The sequence below is a fragment of the Levilactobacillus yiduensis genome (assembly GCF_024718525.1).
GTDB classification, from domain to species: Bacteria; Bacillota; Bacilli; order Lactobacillales; family Lactobacillaceae; genus Levilactobacillus; species Levilactobacillus yiduensis.
The window spans coordinates 23,591-43,577 of sequence record NZ_JAMXAZ010000011.1; the positions used below are offsets into that span (position 1 = coordinate 23,591).

17 protein-coding genes and 2 pseudogenes are annotated in these 19,987 nt (G+C 50.0%); 4 read left to right on the forward strand and 15 right to left on the reverse strand.

Annotated features, from left to right (window positions below; genetic code table 11):
* Positions 1 to 54: 54 nt before the first annotated feature.
* Positions 55 to 987 (forward strand): DMT family transporter, encoded by a 933-nt coding sequence (locus tag NGM66_RS07865; RefSeq protein WP_208907656.1) that lies wholly within the window; start codon positions 55 to 57, stop codon positions 985 to 987.
* Between the two features lie 100 nt (positions 988 to 1,087).
* Here NGM66_RS07865 and NGM66_RS07870 read toward each other — a convergent pair whose 3' ends face one another.
* The 8 genes and pseudogenes from NGM66_RS07870 to NGM66_RS07900 form a co-directional block, all read right to left on the reverse strand.
* Positions 1,088 to 1,372, reverse strand: coding sequence for a type II toxin-antitoxin system RelB/DinJ family antitoxin (locus NGM66_RS07870; RefSeq protein ID WP_208907655.1), 285 nt, complete (start codon positions 1,370 to 1,372; stop codon positions 1,088 to 1,090).
* Between the two features lie 194 nt (positions 1,373 to 1,566).
* Complete coding sequence (locus NGM66_RS07875) at positions 1,567 to 2,673, reverse strand: RNA-guided endonuclease InsQ/TnpB family protein (protein ID WP_258115528.1); 1,107 nt, start codon at positions 2,671 to 2,673, stop codon at positions 1,567 to 1,569.
* Positions 2,650 to 2,721, reverse strand: a pseudogene (locus NGM66_RS14405) (hypothetical protein); the annotation flags it as partial. The pseudogene NGM66_RS14405 and the gene NGM66_RS07875, both read right to left, overlap by 24 nt.
* Positions 2,687 to 3,322: pseudogene (locus NGM66_RS07880) on the reverse strand (IS607 family transposase); the annotation flags it as partial. The pseudogenes NGM66_RS14405 and NGM66_RS07880, both read right to left, overlap by 35 nt.
* A gap of 443 nt (positions 3,323 to 3,765) precedes the next feature.
* Positions 3,766 to 5,397, reverse strand: a complete 1,632-nt coding sequence (locus NGM66_RS07885; protein ID WP_208907652.1) for an ABC-F family ATP-binding cassette domain-containing protein — start codon at positions 5,395 to 5,397, stop codon at positions 3,766 to 3,768.
* A gap of 132 nt (positions 5,398 to 5,529) precedes the next feature.
* Positions 5,530 to 6,405 (reverse strand): AraC family transcriptional regulator, encoded by an 876-nt coding sequence (locus NGM66_RS07890; RefSeq protein WP_258115529.1) that lies wholly within the window; start codon positions 6,403 to 6,405, stop codon positions 5,530 to 5,532.
* A gap of 1,003 nt (positions 6,406 to 7,408) precedes the next feature.
* A complete protein-coding gene (locus tag NGM66_RS07895; RefSeq protein ID WP_208907650.1) occupies positions 7,409 to 8,608 on the reverse strand; it encodes an MFS transporter in 1,200 nt (399 codons plus the stop codon).
* Between the two features lie 186 nt (positions 8,609 to 8,794).
* Positions 8,795 to 9,691, reverse strand: coding sequence for a LysR family transcriptional regulator (locus NGM66_RS07900; RefSeq protein ID WP_208907649.1), 897 nt, complete (start codon positions 9,689 to 9,691; stop codon positions 8,795 to 8,797).
* 116 nt (positions 9,692 to 9,807) lie between these two features.
* On the opposite strand from NGM66_RS07900, the gene NGM66_RS07905 reads away from it, so the two are divergent.
* Positions 9,808 to 10,839 (forward strand): YeiH family protein, encoded by a 1,032-nt coding sequence (locus NGM66_RS07905; protein ID WP_208907648.1) that lies wholly within the window; start codon positions 9,808 to 9,810, stop codon positions 10,837 to 10,839.
* A gap of 481 nt (positions 10,840 to 11,320) precedes the next feature.
* Here NGM66_RS07905 and NGM66_RS07910 read toward each other — a convergent pair whose 3' ends face one another.
* A complete protein-coding gene (locus NGM66_RS07910; protein ID WP_208907647.1) occupies positions 11,321 to 11,923 on the reverse strand; it encodes a cadmium resistance transporter in 603 nt (200 codons plus the stop codon).
* A gap of 71 nt (positions 11,924 to 11,994) precedes the next feature.
* On the opposite strand from NGM66_RS07910, the gene NGM66_RS07915 reads away from it, so the two are divergent.
* Positions 11,995 to 12,333 (forward strand): ArsR/SmtB family transcription factor, encoded by a 339-nt coding sequence (locus NGM66_RS07915; RefSeq protein WP_208907646.1) that lies wholly within the window; start codon positions 11,995 to 11,997, stop codon positions 12,331 to 12,333.
* Between the two features lie 281 nt (positions 12,334 to 12,614).
* Here the strand turns inward: NGM66_RS07915 and NGM66_RS07920 are convergent, their stop codons facing one another.
* The 6 genes from NGM66_RS07920 to NGM66_RS07945 form a co-directional block, all read right to left on the reverse strand.
* The gene (locus NGM66_RS07920; RefSeq protein ID WP_208907645.1) at positions 12,615 to 14,150 is read right to left on the reverse strand and encodes a multicopper oxidase family protein; all 1,536 of its coding nucleotides are present in this window, start codon (positions 14,148 to 14,150) and stop codon (positions 12,615 to 12,617) included.
* A gap of 740 nt (positions 14,151 to 14,890) precedes the next feature.
* Entirely contained in the window at positions 14,891 to 15,055 is a 165-nt protein-coding gene (locus NGM66_RS07925; RefSeq protein WP_258115531.1) for a hypothetical protein, read from the reverse strand.
* A gap of 55 nt (positions 15,056 to 15,110) precedes the next feature.
* Positions 15,111 to 16,904 (reverse strand): heavy metal translocating P-type ATPase, encoded by a 1,794-nt coding sequence (locus tag NGM66_RS07930; protein ID WP_208907644.1) that lies wholly within the window; start codon positions 16,902 to 16,904, stop codon positions 15,111 to 15,113.
* A 152-nt stretch (positions 16,905 to 17,056) separates the two neighbouring features.
* Positions 17,057 to 17,350, reverse strand: coding sequence for a type II toxin-antitoxin system RelE/ParE family toxin (locus NGM66_RS07935; RefSeq protein WP_208907643.1), 294 nt, complete (start codon positions 17,348 to 17,350; stop codon positions 17,057 to 17,059).
* Between the two features lies 1 nt (position 17,351).
* A complete protein-coding gene (locus NGM66_RS07940; protein WP_208907642.1) occupies positions 17,352 to 17,627 on the reverse strand; it encodes a type II toxin-antitoxin system RelB/DinJ family antitoxin in 276 nt (91 codons plus the stop codon).
* Positions 17,628 to 17,828: 201 nt separating this feature from the next.
* Complete coding sequence (locus tag NGM66_RS07945; protein WP_208907641.1) at positions 17,829 to 19,193, reverse strand: collagen binding domain-containing protein; 1,365 nt, start codon at positions 19,191 to 19,193, stop codon at positions 17,829 to 17,831.
* A 266-nt stretch (positions 19,194 to 19,459) separates the two neighbouring features.
* On the opposite strand from NGM66_RS07945, the gene NGM66_RS07950 reads away from it, so the two are divergent.
* On the forward strand, positions 19,460 to 19,735 hold the full coding sequence (locus tag NGM66_RS07950; protein ID WP_208907640.1) for a type II toxin-antitoxin system Phd/YefM family antitoxin: 276 nt from the start codon (positions 19,460 to 19,462) through the stop codon (positions 19,733 to 19,735).
* Positions 19,736 to 19,987: the final 252 nt, after the last annotated feature.

Here is a 19,987-nt window from a genome sequence, read left to right on the forward strand (position 1 = left end):
GGCGCCCTCTTTTTTTGTGTCACGATGATTAACCCATTTTGAGGAGGAACCCCCATGCTGCCCATCACCATCGGAATCGTTATCGGTATTATTCTCTCGCTACAAACCGCCGTCAACTCACGCCTACGCGGCTTTATTGGCTCACCCTACCAGGCGTCCTTCGTGTCATTTACCATTGGCACGCTCTTTTTAGCCCTCGTCATGGTCATTGAACAAGAGTCCTTTGGCATTGCCGGCAGCACGCTGACCCAGCAGCCCTGGTGGATCTGGCTCGGCGGTCTACTGGGCGTGATTTTCCTCACGACCAACATTCTGCTGTTCCCCCACATTGGCGGGGTGCAGACGGCCATCATGCCCATTTTGGGCCAGGTGACAATGGGCGCCATCATCGATAATTTCGGCTGGTTCCATGCAACACCCCAGCCGCTGAATCTGGTGCGTATCCTAGGGCTATTATTGGCGCTAACCGGTATCATCATTACTGTGGCCCTCCCTGACCTGTTAAATCACCAGTCAACCACCACGACGCGCGCCAGCAAGCCCTGGCCTTGGCGTCTACTGGGAATCGTCACCGGTGCCCTGGGTGCCACGCAAACCACTATCAACGGCCGCCTGGGCCGCGTCCTCGATTCGCCATTACACGCAGCCTTCATCTCCTTTCTGATCGGGACGATTTGCCTATTTTTCATCGTCTTAGTCGTCCACCGCAGCTTCACCGCTATCAAACGGGCGGTCGGCCGCGGCAAGCCCTGGTGGATCTGGCTGGGTGGCGCTATGGGTGGCCTCTTCGTACTGGGAAACGCCTATCTGGCCCCCATCATCGGTACTGGTCAGACGGTCGTATTCGCCTTGCTGGGGCAAATCACCGGTGGCCTGCTAGTCGATCAATTCGGCTTGCTGGGCGCCAAACGCAAGCCAGTGGTCGCCGTGCAATTACTGGGGCTACTCGTCCTGATTGGCGGGGTCGTCTTGATTCGCCTGTTTTAACTAACCACTGCACAAGTTTAACCTTACAGAAAGGGTCTGGGACCAAAGTCTCAGACCCTTTCTGTCGCCGCATATCTGGTGCTGAAGTCTGGGCTAAAATTCACTGGTCAGGGCAATCTGGCCACAACGCTTCAACGGCCGCCAATGATTGTAAATCTCCGGTCGCCTTTTCCCGGGCGATTTCTGCCTGAAATTGTTTGGGACTCAACTCAACATCAAATGGCAAGTCCTGATCACTCACCGATTGTTGTAAAAATAAGTGAATTGCCGTCGTCACACTCATGCCGTATTTTTGGTAAACGTGGGTGACATCCTGCATTAATTGCGGGTCTAAATCAAGTTCCAGGTGTGCTGATTGTGGGGTATTGTCTACTTTAGTCATCATTCATCCTGCTATGCAAAATATGGAGAAATATAGAAAAGCACGATGTTTTTCTACATTTAGAAAGGTTGCATATTTCCTTTCATTATTTTTGCTTACTGCCGTTATAACACCGGTATTCTGATATTCCACTAGGGAGTAATCACATTGACTAACTGTGACAGTTTGAGGACTATAGCCAGCCCCTTAAAATTGTTTTAAATTAAATCCAATAGATTGGCAACGGCGTTTTCGTCACGATCAAGGATAGCACTACAGTTGTAACAAATATATTCATTATGTTTAGTCTGATGCTGTGCATTGCCTTGGAGCGTGATTTTGTCGGTACCATGCTTAATGTAGCCACATTTGGAACAGCGCTGGGTTGAAGGGTAAGTCTTATCTGCCAGTAACAATTTCTTGCCATACCAGGCACATTTGTAGCTGAGTACTTGGCGAAAATAGCCAAACATAGACCGTTGTAAGCCTTTGGAAGCAACGTGACTCATTTGCATGTCCTTGACGGATAAGTCTTCGATGATAATTTTGTCGTAATTATTGACCAGCTCCGTCGTAAACTTTTGCATGATGTCATGTTGGATATTAGCCACCTTACGATAGTCACGCTGCAATTTGGCTCTCATTACAGCATAATTATTACTTTTAGTTGCCTTATTTCCATTCACGACGCGTTTATGAGCTAACTGCTGTTGGTAATACTTGACTCGCTGATACAATTTGCCTAATCGTTTCGGCAAAGTATTGATAACACCGGCAGTATAGTTTAAATGACCAACGTTGACATCAACGGCGGAATTTTTACCCGTTTGTGGCTTGTTTTCGAGTTCAACTTCAAAAGGCAGTGAGGCCCAATACTGACCATTCTCGCGGTAAATACTGACCACCTTTAGCGTACCGGACAAATCAGCATGACGACTGACCCTAATGTCATACCAATCTTTAACACCACGTGGTTTGTCCAGGCGAAGTTTACCAGCAACAACTTTAGCCCGATCGGTTTTAAAACCTTGACGAGCTGCATTCTTTGATTTGAAAGCTGGTCGCCCCCAATCTGGTTGGGCTTTGTCGAAAAAGTTCTGCCAGGCCTTTCCTAAATCAGCGATTGCCAATTGTAAGGTTCGGGCCGAGAGCATGTACTGCCAATCAGCTTTATTCGCGACCAGTTCATTACGGACAGCATACATGCTTGGTTTTGGACTAGCTTCATCAATGGTGTGTAAATCGTACATATCGTTCCAGGTAGCTAGGCCCTCATTCCAACAGTATCTGCGATAATTACAAAGATGATCCATCACCTTTTCCATGTGGTGATTTGGATAAAGTCTTACCTTTTGTGTTCTTATCAAGCTCATCACCACCCATCAAATCAGAATCATTTTCCAATTTACGCTTATACTTCCGTAGCCCATATAATCGACAAGAAAAAACATGAATAATGCTTATCATATCTTCAACTATTTCTTGGTTTGAGGACGTTTCTTTATTGTTTAACACCACAATTTTAGCACCATGTGTTGCGCATAAACGTTCAAACCACTCATACCCAAAACGGATAAAACGATCTTTGTACGTTATAAAGATTGTGCCAACTTCGTTGTTGAAGACTTCTTCTAACAGCTTATTCCAATTTTTTCGATTATAATTTAAGCCACTACCAATATCAGTGATTAACTCATCAAGAATAATGCCTTTAGCATTAGCAAAGGTTTGAATGAACGCAATTTGATTTTTCAAATCATCCTTTTGTCCACTCGTTGATACCCGCGCATAAGCCACAGCTTTCTTGGTTGTAGGCTTTTCATCAAGGTAATCCCGATACTGTTCTTCTGTATAATAACGCCGATTTGTTGGTGAGCGATGTGCCGTAAATTTACCGTTGCGATCCCACTCTTGCAAGGTTCGAACGGTAACGCCCAGACGCTTTGCCATTTCATTTGGTTTAATCATTGCCACGCTATCCACCTCCATATTACCTTTCTATGGATAGCATACCATTAATCATCATATTCATCTACGTATTTCTACGTTACTCTACTTTTTTTGCTAATGATTAGTTCCTCCTCATCATTCATCCTAACCATCCGCCTACAACCCCAACTTAACATGCACTTATAGGGTCAGACAACCCTTATCGTTTCAGGGGATCAGGCCATTAATCTGCTCAACATTTGGTCCTAAAATTGACTTGGACAGTTGTCTTTTGGGGGCCGCCTTACCGTTCGTTAGATATGCGTTGTGACGCTGCGGACGCCGGGTCGGGCCAAGGGACGGTCTCGACCATCAACGGGTGAACCGGCATCCCCTATCAGACGGTCAGTTACCACAATACAAAAAGCGGTGCCCCACCGCAACGACCCAGCTGGTCATTGCGGCGAAACACCGCCTAACACAATTAATTATTCAGCATCGTACAGCTTTGCCACTTGTTCTTGGACCTGTTTGTGCTCCAAGAACTCGTCATAAGTCGTGTCGGCACGGTCCACGATTCCCTTTGGACTGACCTCAATGATACGGTTGGCAATCGTTTGAATGAACTCGTGGTCATGGGACGTGAACAGAATACTGCCACTGAACCCAACCAGACTGTCGTTCAATGCCGTGATCGATTCCAAGTCCAAATGGTTCGTAGGATCGTCGAGCAACAGCACGTTAGCCTTACTCAACATCATCTTGGACAGCATCGCACGGACCTTTTCGCCCCCGGACATCACGTCGACTTCCCGGTTCACGTCATCCCCAGAGAAGAGCATCTTCCCTAAAAAGCCTCGCAGGAAGGTGTTGTCACTTTCCTCCTTGGAGGCAAATTGCCGTAACCAGTCGATCACGGTCATTTGGTTCTCCGCAAAGTAATCGTTGACGTTCTTTGGCAGATAGGTCGTGCTGGTCGTTTGCCCCCAGACCACGTTACCGCTGTCGGGTGCCAGTTCGCCAGACACGATTTGCATCAACGTGGTCGTCGTCAAGTCATTGCGGCTGATGAAGGCCACCTTTTCGCCGGGCCGTAACGTCAGGCTGACATCGTCTAAGATCGTTACGCCGTCGATAGCCTTCGTCACGTGTTCCAGCCGTACCAGGTCATTGCCCAATTCCCGTTCTGGGTTGAACTTGATGAATGGATACTTCCGTGATGACGGTTTGATGTCGTCCAGCGTGATTTTTTCCAGCTGCTTCTTCCGCGACGTTGCTTGCTTAGACTTCGAGGCGTTGGCACTAAACCGCGCCACGAATTCCTGCAGCTGCTTGATTTGGTCAGCCTTCTTAGCGTTGGCGTTGGCCTTTAATTGGGCAGCCAGTTCACTGGATTCCATCCAAAAGTCGTAGTTCCCAACGAACAGCGTGATCTTGCCGAAGTCCACGTCGCACATGTGCGTGCAGACCTGGTTCAAGAAATGCCGGTCATGGGAAACCACGATGACGGTGTTTTCATAATCCGCCAGGAAGTTTTCCAGCCAACTGATGGATTGCACATCCAACCCGTTGGTCGGTTCGTCCAACAACAAGACATCGGGATGGCCGAACAGGGCTTGGCCCAAGAGGACCTTCACCTTTTGCGACTCCGTCAATTCGCTCATGGGGACTTGGTGCAGTGATTCGTCGATGCCCAGCGCCTGTAACATTTGTGACGCTTCAGCCTCGGCTTCCCAGCCGCCCATTTCGCCAAATTCACCTTCCAGTTCAGCGGCCCGAATCCCGTCTGCGTCGCTGAAGTCTGGCTTCATGTAAATGGCGTTCTTTTCAGTCATGATATCGTAAAGCTTCTTGTGGCCCCGGATGACCGTGTCCATGACCAAGTTGTCTTCAAAGGCAAAGTGATCTTGGTTCAAGCTTGACATCCGCTCGTTGGGTCCCAAAGAAACTGTCCCACTGGTCGGCTTGAGTTTGCCCTCAATGATCTTTAAGAACGTCGACTTCCCAGCGCCGTTAGCGCCAATGACCCCGTAGCAGTTTCCTGGGGTGAACTTGAGATTAACTTCGTCGTAGAGTTTCCGGTCGGAGAACTGCATACTGACATTATTGACGGTTAACATGAACGATACCTCCTGTGATTTTCGCGTAAAAAACCAACGTGTCAGGTTAACGGCGACGTTGGTTTCAACTTATATTCGTTATGACATGTTAGGGTAGTTTACCATAAAACACCTAGACAAGCAACGTTTACGCTACGTCCAGGATTGTTCGGCGGCGTATTTCTCCCGGTAAGTCTTGGGCGTCATCTGATAATGCCGTTTGAAGGTCACAAAAAAGTTCTTCTCAGTCCGAAAGCCCGTCTTCATGGCAATGCCTTGAATCGACTCCTTAGACGTCATCAACAGCTGGGTCGCCCGTTCCAAGCGAATCTGTCCCAAGTAGGCCTTGGGTGAAATACCCATGTATTCCTTGAAATACCGGGAAAAATAAACGCTGGAATAATTGAGTTGTTCCGCCATTTTCGCAATGGAGACGGGTTGGCTGTAATTTTCCTGAATCTCCGCCACCGCCTGGCGTAACGGCCGTGGCAGTGGTAATTGGTCAGTGTTGACTTGGCCAGTGACGGTCAAATGCTTCAGTAGCTCGCCCACCAGTTGATATTCGGCGCCGAGACTGGCCAAATAATCGGCTCGCGCTTCCGGCTCCGTCAACGCATTTTTCGCCAAAGTATGTACCGACCGTGCCAGCTCCTGATAGGGTTCTGCACGGAGGTCTAAATCCAACGGCCCCCAAAAGGGTAGTTTTTTAGCGGCAACCACTTGAAATAACCAAGCTTGTGGCAATAACAAGGTCACAATCTGATCAGCTTCGTCTAGAAATGTTTCATAGCTGTGGACAACTTCCGAATTGACCACGTAGAGGTGCTCTTCCGCCATTTTAAAGGTGGAGCCCCCAATGTGGACGGTTCCCGGGTGCCCCTTATAGGCATAGGCCAATTCAATTGCCTGATGCCAATGGGGGAGCACTATTTTTGGACCAACAGTGCCGTGTGAAATCACTTTCAACGGTAGTGTCATGGTAAAATCAAGACGTTCATGATACGGGCGTGGCATATTAAGATCCCCCATTCTGCCATTTTGACTCGGATAGACCAATTTAAACTCACTCTTTATTTAATAGCATACCACGTCTGGTGAAAATAAGGTTAAATTTAGTAATCCAATCATTAGATTATGGGATTATCGATTGAGGTAATCGCCGATATAATGAAACTGTAACATCGGTTAGGTAATCAGCCTGAACGAACCGGCTAACTGCTGGTCTTTTCTCGCGGGCGGCTTGCTTAGGGGAGCAGAGCCACCTGGTTGCTTGGCCACGAATGATTTGGGCCGTAACCAAATCATTCATGATAAAAAACCAGACCGCAAAGTTCCGTCGTTGTGGGGGCAACGGCCGAACCATTGACACTTCCAACGTGTGTGCTGAGTCTGCAAGTCCTTCGGGGGGAGCGCGACACAGGCCCAGCTACAGGAAAGGTATTGGCCATCGGAGTCTTTGGGGGAAAACTAAAAAACCACGTCTTGGGGGACGTGGTTTTTTCTTGGTTATTTTTAGAATGAAATTTGATTAAGCCATTAGCGTCTGATTGGATAGCCTGTCAGCCGCTAAAGTTAGTGAAACCAGTTACCAGTTGTCCCTATCTGCTCCAGGGAAGCACAGCCAGCTTGAGGACGGCTTTCTGGATTGCTTGAAATCCTGACAAGAAACGCCAGTCAACTGGCTGGCAACACTGAGTTCCGGCTAACTTCGACAAGTTGCGACTTATCAGTAACAGTACGTTAACTCTAATTCAACGGTAAAGTCAGGCGATACTACGGGCTAAGCTAGTTGCTGACTGGCAATCACCTCAGTAGCCGGAGTCCGCCAAATATGAGCTCAACCGTGGGAGTTCCCTTAGCGACACGATTCACGTCGGTTAGGGAACTGGCGATTTTGAGACGCGAACTTCGGCTCAAAATCGAGGAGACGAGACCGCCCCTTGGCTCGTCCCGCCGCCCACCGCGTTCCAGCTCATATTTGGCGGACGGCAGGCGGCCAGCTCAGACCACGTGACCGCAATTTTGGGGGATACTAGTTCGTCGACTGATTTGGCCGCAAGCTTTCTGGACGTTTAAGCATGAACGCCATCAGGTAGGACACAATCAGGAACGCGGACACCACCAGGTATGGCGAGTGCGTATTCCAGTCGAGCAACATCCCCGACATAATAGGCCCAACGATGTTCCCAATGCTGGTCAGCGACATGTTCAGCCCGTTGATCAGCCCTTGGTCGGATTCGCTGGCCTTGGTCAACAGTGTGGTGATGGCTGGCCGCAGTAAGTCGAACGCGGAGAAGATGACCAGCGTGGCCACCATGACTTCAATCTTGGTGTGGGCTTGCGTGATCCAAATCGTGCAGGCCGCAGCCAGGAAGAAACAAATCCGAATGACGCGGCGCTCGCCGAACTTGCTGACTAAGGTATCAAACATCGCGACCTGCAGGAATAGTGAGATCAACCCGTTTAACGTCAAGACCACGGCAATGTTGCTCAGGCTAAAGTTAAAGACTTCGTTGACGTAGATACTGTAGATACTCTCAAACCCTTGCAGGCCAAAGGAGGAGACCAGAATCATGGTAAATAAAATGATGATGGGCACCGTCCAAAAGGCCCGCGTCATCGGGTGCGCGGATGGTTTGGCATCGGCCGCTGGCTCTTCCACCACGCGGTTGGTTTCCACGTCGTTAGGCAACAGGCTGATCAAGACGATGGCACTGACCAACCCCAGCGTTGCAGCGACCCAGAAAGGCGTCTTATAGCTGATACCAGCCAGGATACCCCCGATACCGGGTCCTAAGATGAGGCCCCCACTAAAGGCCGCAGACAGCCAGCCAATGACCTTAGCCCGTTGGCGCTTGGTCGTGATATCTGACGCCAGCGCCATGGCAGTTGGCACGACCATGGCCGCTGACAACCCACCAATCAACCGGGAGATGTCGAAGACCCACAGGTAGTTGGTCAACGCAAATAAAGCTTCCGACACCATGAATAAGAACAGACCAGCCGTCAACACTGGCTTACGCCCAATCTTATCGGACAGCCGCCCAATCAGGGGCGAGGCCACGAACTGGGCAAAGGCAAACAGCGCGTTCATCACACCCATGTCGGTTGCGGATAAATGCAGTTCCGTCTTTAAGAATGGCATGACCGGGATGATCAAACTAATTCCTAAACACACTAAAAATTCACTAAAGATTAAAATAAAAATGGCCCGTTTCGTTTTTGTCGTCACGATGGCTCACCCCTTCTCTAAGATTTTTTCAACAATATTACAATAGTACCAATATTTTATATTAGTTGTCTAATCTTACGCTCAGAAGTTGTGCCCCGCAACCATTATTTTTATCTTTCTGTTGGGGCGACATTGGGAAAGCGATGCCACTTGCCGGGGTAATGGCTTTGACCATGGGAAAAAATTTTACCGACTACCCGCTTCGTTTTCCTGCAACACCCGCGCCCAACGCTGATAATCGGTGGCGAAGAAGCTGTCGTGGGCATAAACCAAGTCGAGGTCGTGTAGCAAATGGCCGGCTGGTAGTGGTAGAATTTTCAACTGGCCGCTGGCCAATTCTGGGGCGACCACGGACCGATACAGAAAGCTGATGCCGGATCCCTGTACCAGCAGTTGGCGAATAGCCGCAGGATTGTTGACGGTCACGATTTGGCGAAATTCATCTAACGTGACGTTGGCGGCTTGGGCCAGGCTAACGAGAATCTCGCGGCTCCCCGACCCGGCCTCGCGAACTAACAAGGGCGTGGTGGTTAGGTCCGCCCAACTCACCTGTGATTTTTGCGCCAACGGATTGTCGGCTGCGACCACTCCCACGAAGGGTTCCTCGCGCACGATTTGATAGTCGTACTGTGCCTTGTCGAAGTTCCCTTCAATCAGGGCAAAGTCACTGGTCCCGTCGTCGATTGCTGCCAACGCCGCCTGGGTATTGGTCACCTGACACGTCAGCGTGCGGTAGTCTCCCTGCTCCTGCAAGGTCCGAATCAGTTGCGGCGCCAAAAATTCACTCAACGATAAGGTGGTGCTAAAGGTCAACTGCCGCTGCGTCTGCGGGTGCTGCAAGCTCGTGACCACCCGCTTAGCCTGGACCTGCACCCGCTGCACAAAGGCCGCCAGCTCCTGTCCAGCCGGGGTGATGGTCAGGTGAGGCCGTTGGTAGTGGACCAATTTGATTTGTAACTCGGCTTCCAGGCTCTTGATCTGTTGCGTGACGGCCGGTTGGGTGATAAACAGCTGTCGCGCTGTCTGGGTATACGACTTGGTCTGCGTAAGCACCAGTAACGTTTGGTAACGATTATCCAGCATGGTGACCACTCCTCATAAGTTAATTTTATAGTATTATTAAATATCCCAATTTTAACTTATAATTATTTTCCAGTAAACTAGAGCTTGCTTAAGAAAGATTGAGGAGGAAATCAACCATGGATATTCGAACCACAATGGCGACTCGAAGTTTCTGGGGAGCGGCCGGCCTGACACTGGTCTGTGCGGTCGCCGGTAGCGAACTGGCGCAACTGCCCTATTTGAATTTAGTAGGTGCCCTGGTCATTGCCCTATTATTAGGGATGGCCTTACAACTGGCACCTCGTGCGGTCAACGCCAACCGCGCCGGTATCGGCTTTATTAGCAATAAATTTTTACGATTAGGTATTATTCTACTGGGCTTCAAGCTCAACTTGATTCAACTGGCCCAAGCCGGGGTCAAAACGATTACCCTGGCCGCCGTGGTGGTCACGGGGATGGTCCTGTTGACCTACAACCTCAGCCGCAAACTCGGCGTCGACCGTGAACTGGCCATCCTGACGGCTACCGGGACCAGCATCTGTGGGGCCGCCGCGGTCATGGGCGTGTCACCGCAGATCAAGGTCAGCCCTGACAAGGCCGAACGTCAACGAGAAAATGAAGTCCTGGCCGTGGCCATCGTCGCCATTCTGGGGACCGTCTTCACCCTGATTGAAATTGGCTTGAAACCCCTGCTGCACCTGACGGCCGTGCAATTTGGCGTTATGACAGGTGGGTCCCTGCACGAAATCGCCCATGCCGTGGCTGCCGGGAGTGCCGGCGGTCCGGTCAGTCTGGATACTGCCATCATCACCAAGCTGTCCCGAGTCCTGCTGCTGGCCCCCGCTGCGCTGATCATCGGCTGGTGGTACCAAAGACAAACCGCTAGCACGACCACCACGACTGGTCCAGCCAAGCTGCCGATTCCTTGGTTCATGGCCGGCTTCTTGCTGACCAGCATCATCGGTACGTGGCTACCATTGGGTGATGCCACATTAGCCGGTCTGGTCAAGTTGGCCTACATCTTCTTGGGGATGGCCATGGCTGCCCTGGGGATGAGCGTGAATTTCCGCGTCATCTTCCAACGTGGTGGCAACGCCTTTCTGGCGGCGACCCTGTCTTCCGTCGTGTTATTGACGGGCGTGACGTTAGCTAGCAAGTTTTTCTTCTAAATATAATTGCAATACAGATAGGCTCTCGACTCGGATTGATTCTTGTCGGGAGTCTATTTTCTGACAACAGATATTTACAGAATTCAGTCAAAATAGTTGCAACGAATGGTACCGTTCGTTTGGAGGTGAGTCTTGTGACAGACCAAATGCACTTTAAAATGGCCAATCAGTATCAAGCAAAAACAAGCACAAACTTATCTTCACAACTATGAAGATAACAGCATTTGTAGCAATTGGATTGTTGACATAGATGGAGATTTGAGTAAATTAAAAGCAGCCGAATATTAAATTCGACTGCTTTTTTGGGTAATATTCTAAATTAACGTCCCGTCACCCACGGAGACAACCATTCACACGGGTAATATTCTAAATTAACGTCCCGTCACCCACGGAGACAAAATCTACATCTACAATATACATGAATCCAACTGAGATGTAAACCATCTCGCATTGGCACAGATACTACCAATCAATCCACTTTCTACAGCTGCAACAAATGCTGGAAAGTCCCACTATCATACATAATGTACAGGCCAATCAGGATGTACACCGCCACCGTGATGTAGCGACCCTCGCGTTCCAAAATGTCGGCCACCTTGGGCAGGCAGGCCAGACGATAGCCGATTTCCCAGAAAATAACCACCATCACGGCAAACGTCAGTAAAATCAGCGGAATCGTGTTGGGTGCCACGGTGGTAAAGATAGGCACGTAAATGCCGACGTTATCGGCGCCACAGGTTGCCATGGTGATCAGCGCTACCTGACCGATCAATCGCTTGGGGTTGGCCACCTTAGCCGCAATCGCATCGGTATCATCGTCATCCCCCTGCACCCACAGTTTGATCCCCAGGTAAATCGGAATCAACCCCAGAAAGCCCAGTAACCAAGGTGCCGGCACGAATCCTAGGAAAAAAGCAATCAGCAACGAGCTGCCAACCAGGACAATCGTTCCTAAAAAGTCGCCGATCAAGACCAGCCAGCGATCCTGATGCTTTACGCGGGCGAAGATTACCATTAAAATAATTAAGTAGTCTAAACCGGTGGAAATGTACGCCGTGACCCCGGTTAGAATCGTTTTCATCATGATGTCATCCCCTCATACATGTTATTCGTGACATATGTTATCACGTTCATATGAAAGGAGCAAGCTTTTTCATGTCGGATACCCCAGAAGCAGTCACCTTAATCCAAGAGCCTGCGCTAGTCGCGTCGCAGGATATTTTTAAATTACTGAGCAATACCACGCGACTCCAAATTTTATATTTGTTAGAACAGCGCGAACTTAACGTGAGTGAGCTCAGCACTCTACTCGGCACCGAACAGTCCGTGGTCTCCCACCAACTGGCCCTACTTAAGAAGGAACAGCTGGTGACCTCCCGCCGCGCGGGTAAACAAAATTTTTATCAGCTGGATGACCCCCATATTTTGGACATCGTCAACGAGACTTTGGCCCACGTGGATCACGTTTTACGTGGGAAGAAGCATGGCGAGTGACCCCACGGTGACCATGTCGGATGGTAGCTTACTGCTAACGAGAGATGAGTTGGCCCATAAACAATTCATTCTCTCCCCAACACCATACTGACCTATTGAATCGAAATCAGTTTATGTAACACCTATTTTATCCACCAAGCATTACCTCACTGCAATATCATCACACGAAAAGAAGACTCATCAGTATTCGTAACCAATACTGACAAGTCTTCTTTTTTTCACCACTTAGATGTTCAGCGTCTGTTCTAATGGTCCAGCCACAGACCAACTAACAACACTGGCTACATCTTCATCCCCATCTTTTCGTAGGAGCTCATCCCAGGGAGCTTCAAGTCCTTGACGTCAATGCCCCGCTCTTCAGCGACGGCGTTCATCAACGTGTCCATATCCATCAACTTGTACGTTTGTGGATGGTCAGGATCGTACGCCTCAATCTGTGCCATCATCCCACCATCTTCATGTTCAATGATGTGGCAATGGTACATGTAAACCCCGGTATGCTCGAACCAGACCTTGATGCGGACCGTTTCGCCTGGATTGACGCCGACCGTATCCTTCAAACCGTGCTCGTTGGCGTACGGTTCGTGGCCGTTACGTGACAAGACCAGGAATTGCGTCCCGTGCATGTGGAATGGATGGACCATGCCGCCGTCCATATCGTTGGTGTTGGTGATGTCCCAGAGTTCCACGTTGCCAACCTTCTGGCGCGCGTCGATCCGTTGCATTTCAAATTTCTTACCGTCGATCATCACTTGTTCATCCATCCCGGACATGACCACCTTACGAACCGGTGTATTCGGTGTCACATCAGGGTTCGGGATGTCGACCAAGTGGTCAGGCAACGTGACGTCGTCTGGCACGAAGTCATGAACCCGGAAACGAACCAACGGCACATCATCGCTGTACAACGTGACCGTATGCCCAGGTGTGACTTTACCAAAGTCTACGATGACTTCGGCCCGTTCCGCACAGGTCAGCATCAAATGAGTGAATTCGACTGGTTCCGGCATCACACCGCCATCGGATGCCACTTGGGTAAATGGTAGGTCGTCACTAAAATGCAGCCGCCATTCACGTCGGTTGGCGCCGTCCAAAATCCGGAGCCGCACGCGTTGGGTAGTGACGTCAAAGTAAGGATTGATGGTCCCGTTGATCATTGGCGTTGGTCCTTGGACCCCGTCCGGATCATAATCGGCTTCGTAATCCCACTGGTTATCCTCATGGAAACGCCGATCTTGCAAGACCAACGGAATGTCATCGACCCCGTAGTTGCGTGGGAATGGCAATTTTGCTTCCACATCATCGGTGACCAGCGCTAAGCCAGCCAGGCCGTGCCAAACTTGTTCGGCCGTTGATGGACACGGATGGGCGTGTAACCACAACGTTGCGGCCGGTTGGTCGACCTTGAAATCAATGTGGCGCGTCTTCCCTGGGTAAACTGGGGCATGACAACCGCCGTCCGTGTAAGGGCCGGGAACGTTTAACCCGTGCCAGTGGAACGTGGTCAGTTCAGGTAAACTATTTTTCAGGTCAATATGCATGGTCTTACCACGCTTAAAGACCACCGTTTGGCCTAACAGTGAGCCGTTGTAGCCCCAGGTCTTGGTCTTCTTGCCTGGCAATAATTGGGTCTCGCCGGCCTGCGCTTCGACCGTGTAGTAGGTGTCCGTCGCCGTTTCCTTATCCGGCTCCAACAGTGGCGGAATCCGCAACGGCTGTTGTGGCGTCTTGGGCTCCTCCAGTGGTACATAGCCCCCATCGTGAGTGTTATATGCCGCTTCATCAAAGAAATAATCAGTGTGAATTGATTTTGTCATTTTTCAGGCTCCTCTTCGATTGATTAAAGCAAATGTCTCCGTCTCTATGATACCGCATTCACGAGGGGAGAAAAAGGGATTGATTACCAGACATTTACCTGACTGGCCGCCGTCCGTCCGCCAAATATGAGCCGGAACGCGGTGGGCGGCGGGACGAGCCAAAGGGCGGTCTCGTCTCCTCGGCTTTGAGCCGAAAGACCGCGTCTCAAAGTCGCCAGTTCCCTAACCGGCGTGACCCGCGCCGCTAAGGGAACTCCCACGGCTGAGCTCACATTTGACGGACTCCCGGCTACAGAGATGATTAATCTCCAATTATTTTTCCTTGCCAACAATTGGACTACGGTCAAATCAGACCTACTACCAAGCCACTGATAAGCACCACTCAGACGCAAAAATAGTCAATAACGCGGACAAATGTTCCCAGCTTATTGACTATTTGATGCTGAATATTAGGCTTCTCTTTTTAGAAAGTTTGGTTCCTGACTTTTCAATAACACCGTACAGCCAGCTGTGTCGCTCCAATTACCTAGAATTTCTTGCCAGGTTATCAAGTAAGATGACCAGACTCAGCTGACAAGGCGTAAGCCCACTAAATCAGTCCGTCGTCTGCGGCTGTGATTAACCCTAAAGTTAGCAGGGACATCGCTGGAATGGCCGTGTTCATCGACATTAGTGGTCAATCTACCACGTAGCCGTGAGTGAGCTAAATTTGGACTCAGCCGTGGGCGTTTTCAAGTGACCTACTTGGAAACGGGCGTCTTCGAGACGCGGTTTTCGGCTCGAAGCGAGGTTGAAGACCGCCCTTTGGCTTCGACCGGTCCTTCCCACAGCGTCACGGTCCAAATTTGGCGAACGGTAAGGCGGCCAGTACGGACTATCTTGCGTTCAAAGACTAATTTCGCCATTTAGGGGGTTACAAATTCCCCGCGAATTTCGTTAGTAAGAGTGAGGCCTTCTTTTCTACCGGTCAGTCCGCGCACGCAGGGCGTAGAGGATGGTGACCGTGTCGACGACTTCTTGGAACACCGCCCCGATGATGGCTGGAATAACGCCGAAACTGGCAATCAGCATCAATACCGTACAGATGACAATGCCGATCATCACAGCTTGGCGAGCGACGCGCATGGTGTCGTGGGCGATACTTCTGGCGGCGCTGACCCGCGTCAGGTCGTCCTTCAAGACCACAGCATCCGCCGACTCACTGGCTGCCGTGGCCCCGTGAGCGCCCATGGCAATGCCGACGTCCGCCGTAGCCAGTGATGGCGCGTCGTTGATGCCGTCGCCGACCATGGCGACTGGTCGCTGCGTTGCCGGCAATTGTGCCAACACCTGAATCTTGTCAGCCGGCAAACATTCGGCATGTACCTGGTCGATTCCGACTTCACCAGCAATTTGCTTGGCGATAGGCTGGCGGTCACCGGAAATCATCAACAAATTACCAACACCTAGTTGGTGCAGCTTCGTCATGGTTTCCGCCGCTTCCGGCCGCACCTGGTCACTAAAGCTGACGTAGCCTTGGTAAATGCCCGCCGCGGAAACGTAGACCGCCGTTTGGTCAGGTTTTTCGACCGGTTGATCGGTCACAAACTCCGCCTTACCAGCGCGGATAACCTGACCTTTAATGGTAGCTTGGACCCCTTGGGCCGTGGTTTCCTTTACCTCCGTTGCCGGCAATAACGGTGCCGTCGTCGCAGCCACCAAGGACTGCGCCAACACGTGGCCCGAGTGTTGTTCCGCGCTGGCCGCCAGCTGCAGCAACGTTTCCGGTGTGACGGCCGTGATCGGCACGACCTGATCGACCACCAATTTACCTTGCGTGATGGTTCCCGTCTTATCAAAGGCAAACGTCTTGACCTGCGCGAGCTTTTCCAGCGTGGTCCCCGTCTTCACGATGATGCCATTTCGACTGGCCCGACTCATCCCCGAAATCAGCGCAATCGGTGCCGCCAAAATCAAGGGACACGGCGAGGCGACCACGAGTACCTCTGCAAACCGTACCGGGTCCCCCGCCACGTACCAGGCAATTCCGGCAATCACGTAAGCCAATAGCGTAAATGGTACAGCGTAGCGGTCAGCCATCCGAACAAATTTAGCTGGCTGGTCCTCGGCTTGCTTAACCAGCCGCACAATATTTTGGTACTGACTGTTATCGGCCGTTTGGTCGGCCTTGAGGTAAACGGACGCCTCACCGTTCACACTTCCGGACATCACGGTGTCGCCGGCCTCCTTGTCAATGGGCCGCGCTTCACCGGTCAGTGACGATTCATTGACCGTGGTTGGTCCTGTCGCTAGCGTTCCGTCGACGGGCATGACCTCGCCTGGCTTGACTAGCAGCTGGTCGCCCACTTCAACCGTATGAATGGCCACGTCGGTAATCGTGTCGCCCTCAACCTTGTGGGCAGATTGCGGCGAGTTATTAAGCAGTTCCTGGAGCTCGCTATTTGCGCGGCGAGCAGCAAAGTCTTCCAGCGCATCGCCCCCAGTCAGCATGAGTAAGACGATCAAGGCCGCCCAATATTCACTGACGGCCAACGTGGCAATCACCGCGGTAATCGCTAACAAATCAACCCCAAATTTACCAGACCGCAACGTCTTGACCATATCAATGAACATCAATAGCGCTAACAGAATTCCTAGACCGGTAATCAGCAGCTGAGCAATCCCTGCTTGGTGCGCGCCAAATTGGAGCACCAACGCAATGGCCCCTAAAATGATGACGAACCAGAACCGTTTATACTCGCGCAGTTGTTGCATAAAATCTCCTCCCCGGTGAATTTTTCTTCTAAGTCGAGTATAGCAGAGCTTGTGATTTTTGCCACATTAGATGATTTACCAGTGGCAACTGTGGGGCATGCAAAAAGAGCCGAAACTATTGACCACCAACGATTGAAATTCGGTATCTTCACTCATGCATGCTTAAAAACTGAATCATGTGATCCCGTATCTAACAAAAGAATCGTAATTTCATTATCAGTAATTTCGTACAACAGTAGCCAATCTCTATCTAAGTGAATCTCATTAATACCTGCTTTATCACCTTTGAGAAGATGCCACTTGTACTTACGAATTAAGACATCTTGCTCTCTGTGCGCGATGTGAAAAACCGCTTGAGCGATTCGCGATATATCATAGTGCTTTTTCTTGAGCTTCTTTAAACTACGGTCAAACTCTCTAGTCGTCAGAATATTTTTAATCGTCAAGTTATTCACCTAAATCTTTAATATGTTCGACAAACTCATCGAGCGTATACCTAGTTGTATCACCATTTTTCACATCTTCTAACGCCCGCTGAAGCCCACTTTTTGCTGGATCATTGGTCGGCCTAAATGGCAAGCCATTTTCTTTAATCATTTGTGAGATGAACAAATTCACAGCAGCGGTCAAATCAATTCCTAAACTATTAGCGACCTTTTCAGCCTCTTGCTTTCGATTGAGATCCATGCGAATAGTAATTCGCGTTTTTTCAGGATTTTTCATTACAACATTTCATCTCCATTCTGCGTCTGATGGTGCTTATTTTATCACCACTAGTCACAAAAATGAAGTAATTGTCCCTACAATAGCATTCAGCTTCATTCGCTTACTGATGCTTAATCATACGCACTCGCCTAATAACAGCAAAAAAAGCCAGCGACCAGGATTCACTCCCAGTTCACTGACTAAATGTCGCATTTTCATTTAAAACCGTTGACGAATCCAAGCCCCGCCGAGCGTCACCAAGAGCGCCGTAACGCCCATCAGACTGGCCATCGTGTCGTCAGCCCCGCGTGTTTGGGGCAACTTGGTGTTCCGCGTGGTTGTCGTGCCAGCCGTTTGGGTCGCCGTCGCCGGTGCCACCTGCTTCGCCTTAGCTGCGGCCTTAGCCTTTGCCGCAGCGGCTTTCTTCGTAGCAGCCTGTTTAGCGGCAGCCTTCTTCACGGCATTCTTCTTAGCCGTTTCTTTATCCGCTTCCTTAGCGGCCTCATCCTTGGCTTCTTCCTCTTCACGGGCAGCTTCTTCCTCGTCCGTTTCGGTACCGCCATCAACATCAATGGTCCCAGTATCTTCGTCTGGGTCCTCTTCGTCGGTCTCGTTCACGTCGCCGCTCCCGGAACCACTATTGCCCGTAGAGGAGGATGCCTTTCCGTTGGCCTCTTCGGAATACCGACCATCACCGGTGCCGCCACCCCAGCTCATGACCGCTTTATTTCTAAATTTATAACCGGAGTGGGTCAACGTATCGTCCGTAATCTTGGTGTAGTAATCAATGGCAATCAGGTTTGAGACCGTGTCGTTAAAGGCGACATCGAACCCCGTCGTGCCGTTATATGTAACCTTGTAATCCGTGTTTTCTTTCAGTGCTGGCTTCTCCCGTTGGTACTGCGTCTTGCTAGTCCAGTGCGCATTGCTGACGGTGAGGCCTTCAATCAGCTCTTGATTGTCGCCGATGGTATCACTGATTTTCAAATTCTTCAAATCAACTTCTTGGCGGTCGACCAGAATCGTCCATTTGATGGTCCCGTTGTCCTGGATGACGCCCTTTTTGGATAAATTAGCCTCGTCCTTGACCAAGTTGATAGTCGACGTACTCTTGCCACCATTTTCCAGTGGGAACACGACGGCTTGCTCGCCATAGTCATCCCCGCGGTACTTCGTGGCCAGGTTCAACGTTAATTTGTCATTGGTCTTGTTCTCCAATGCACCATTCATGGTGATGACCACTCCGGTATCGGAAACGACCGCCTTGCCAATGACCGTGCCGTCTTGGTCGGTCACATCAAAGGTATCGCCCGGCGTTTTTCCTCGTAGATTGGCAGGAAAATCTAGCGTAATGGTGTCGCCGTCGTGAATCGGCGTGCTACCGAAGTTCAAATTGTACTGAATATCAATCGTGTCAACGTGCTTAAAATCCGGCCCGTTGGTGACACTGGCAGAAGTGGTAAAATCAGCCCCGTTGTGATTGGTAGCCGCTTTAGCTGGTGTTGCCATCTGGCTAACAACCAAAACAAACACTAAACTAAGCATCCCAATCAGTAGTCGCCAAACTTTACTATTTTTGCTCAAAAAAATCCCCTCCCGAAATATTTATACAATTTGAGTATACGCGTTCGGACACCGCCTTGACAACCGGTGTCGGTTAACTTCTTTACCCAAAGATTGGAGGCTAGGCGAAACGCGGTAGCCGGCCAGAATATCATCGCTCCAGAACTTAACGCGTTAATTCTACTTCCAACATCTTTTACGGAGTTGTCTAAATCCAAGCAAAATAGTTGTACAATTTTACGTTAACTCGTACGATACATTTACGATAGAGAGAGGAAGCAAGCGCAATGGAAACCACGACATACTCGGAATTTCGTAAAAATCTAAAGGCCTATTTGGATCAAGCCACGATGGATTTTGAACCAGTGATGATTACCAGAGAAGATGCACCGAACGCAGTTGTTATTTCAGAAAGGGCTTATAACAATTTCATGGAGAATCAATTTTTAACGGAAAATCCTCAAAATTACAGATGGATTTTAGAAGGTATCCAACAAATCAAAGCGGGTAAGCGTAGTCGCCACGAACTGATTGCGCCGAACGATGAGGCCCCTCATGAATGAAAAGAACCGTTTGATAGATGTGCTTGATGATTCGCTATATTGCGTGTGTCGCGGCCACTATGCGTATTTAAAGTATTAAACGTCAATCCATCAATTGCCGTTGCACCGCGTATGGCTACCGCAATTGGACAACCTGCCACCACAGTATCCAGTTTGCATTTAAGACCCAAAAAGGGGTTCAATTCGTCAGTGAATTGAACCCCCTCAAATTATATCGCTGAAACTTGGGTCACGAGGCAGTTGACACTTATC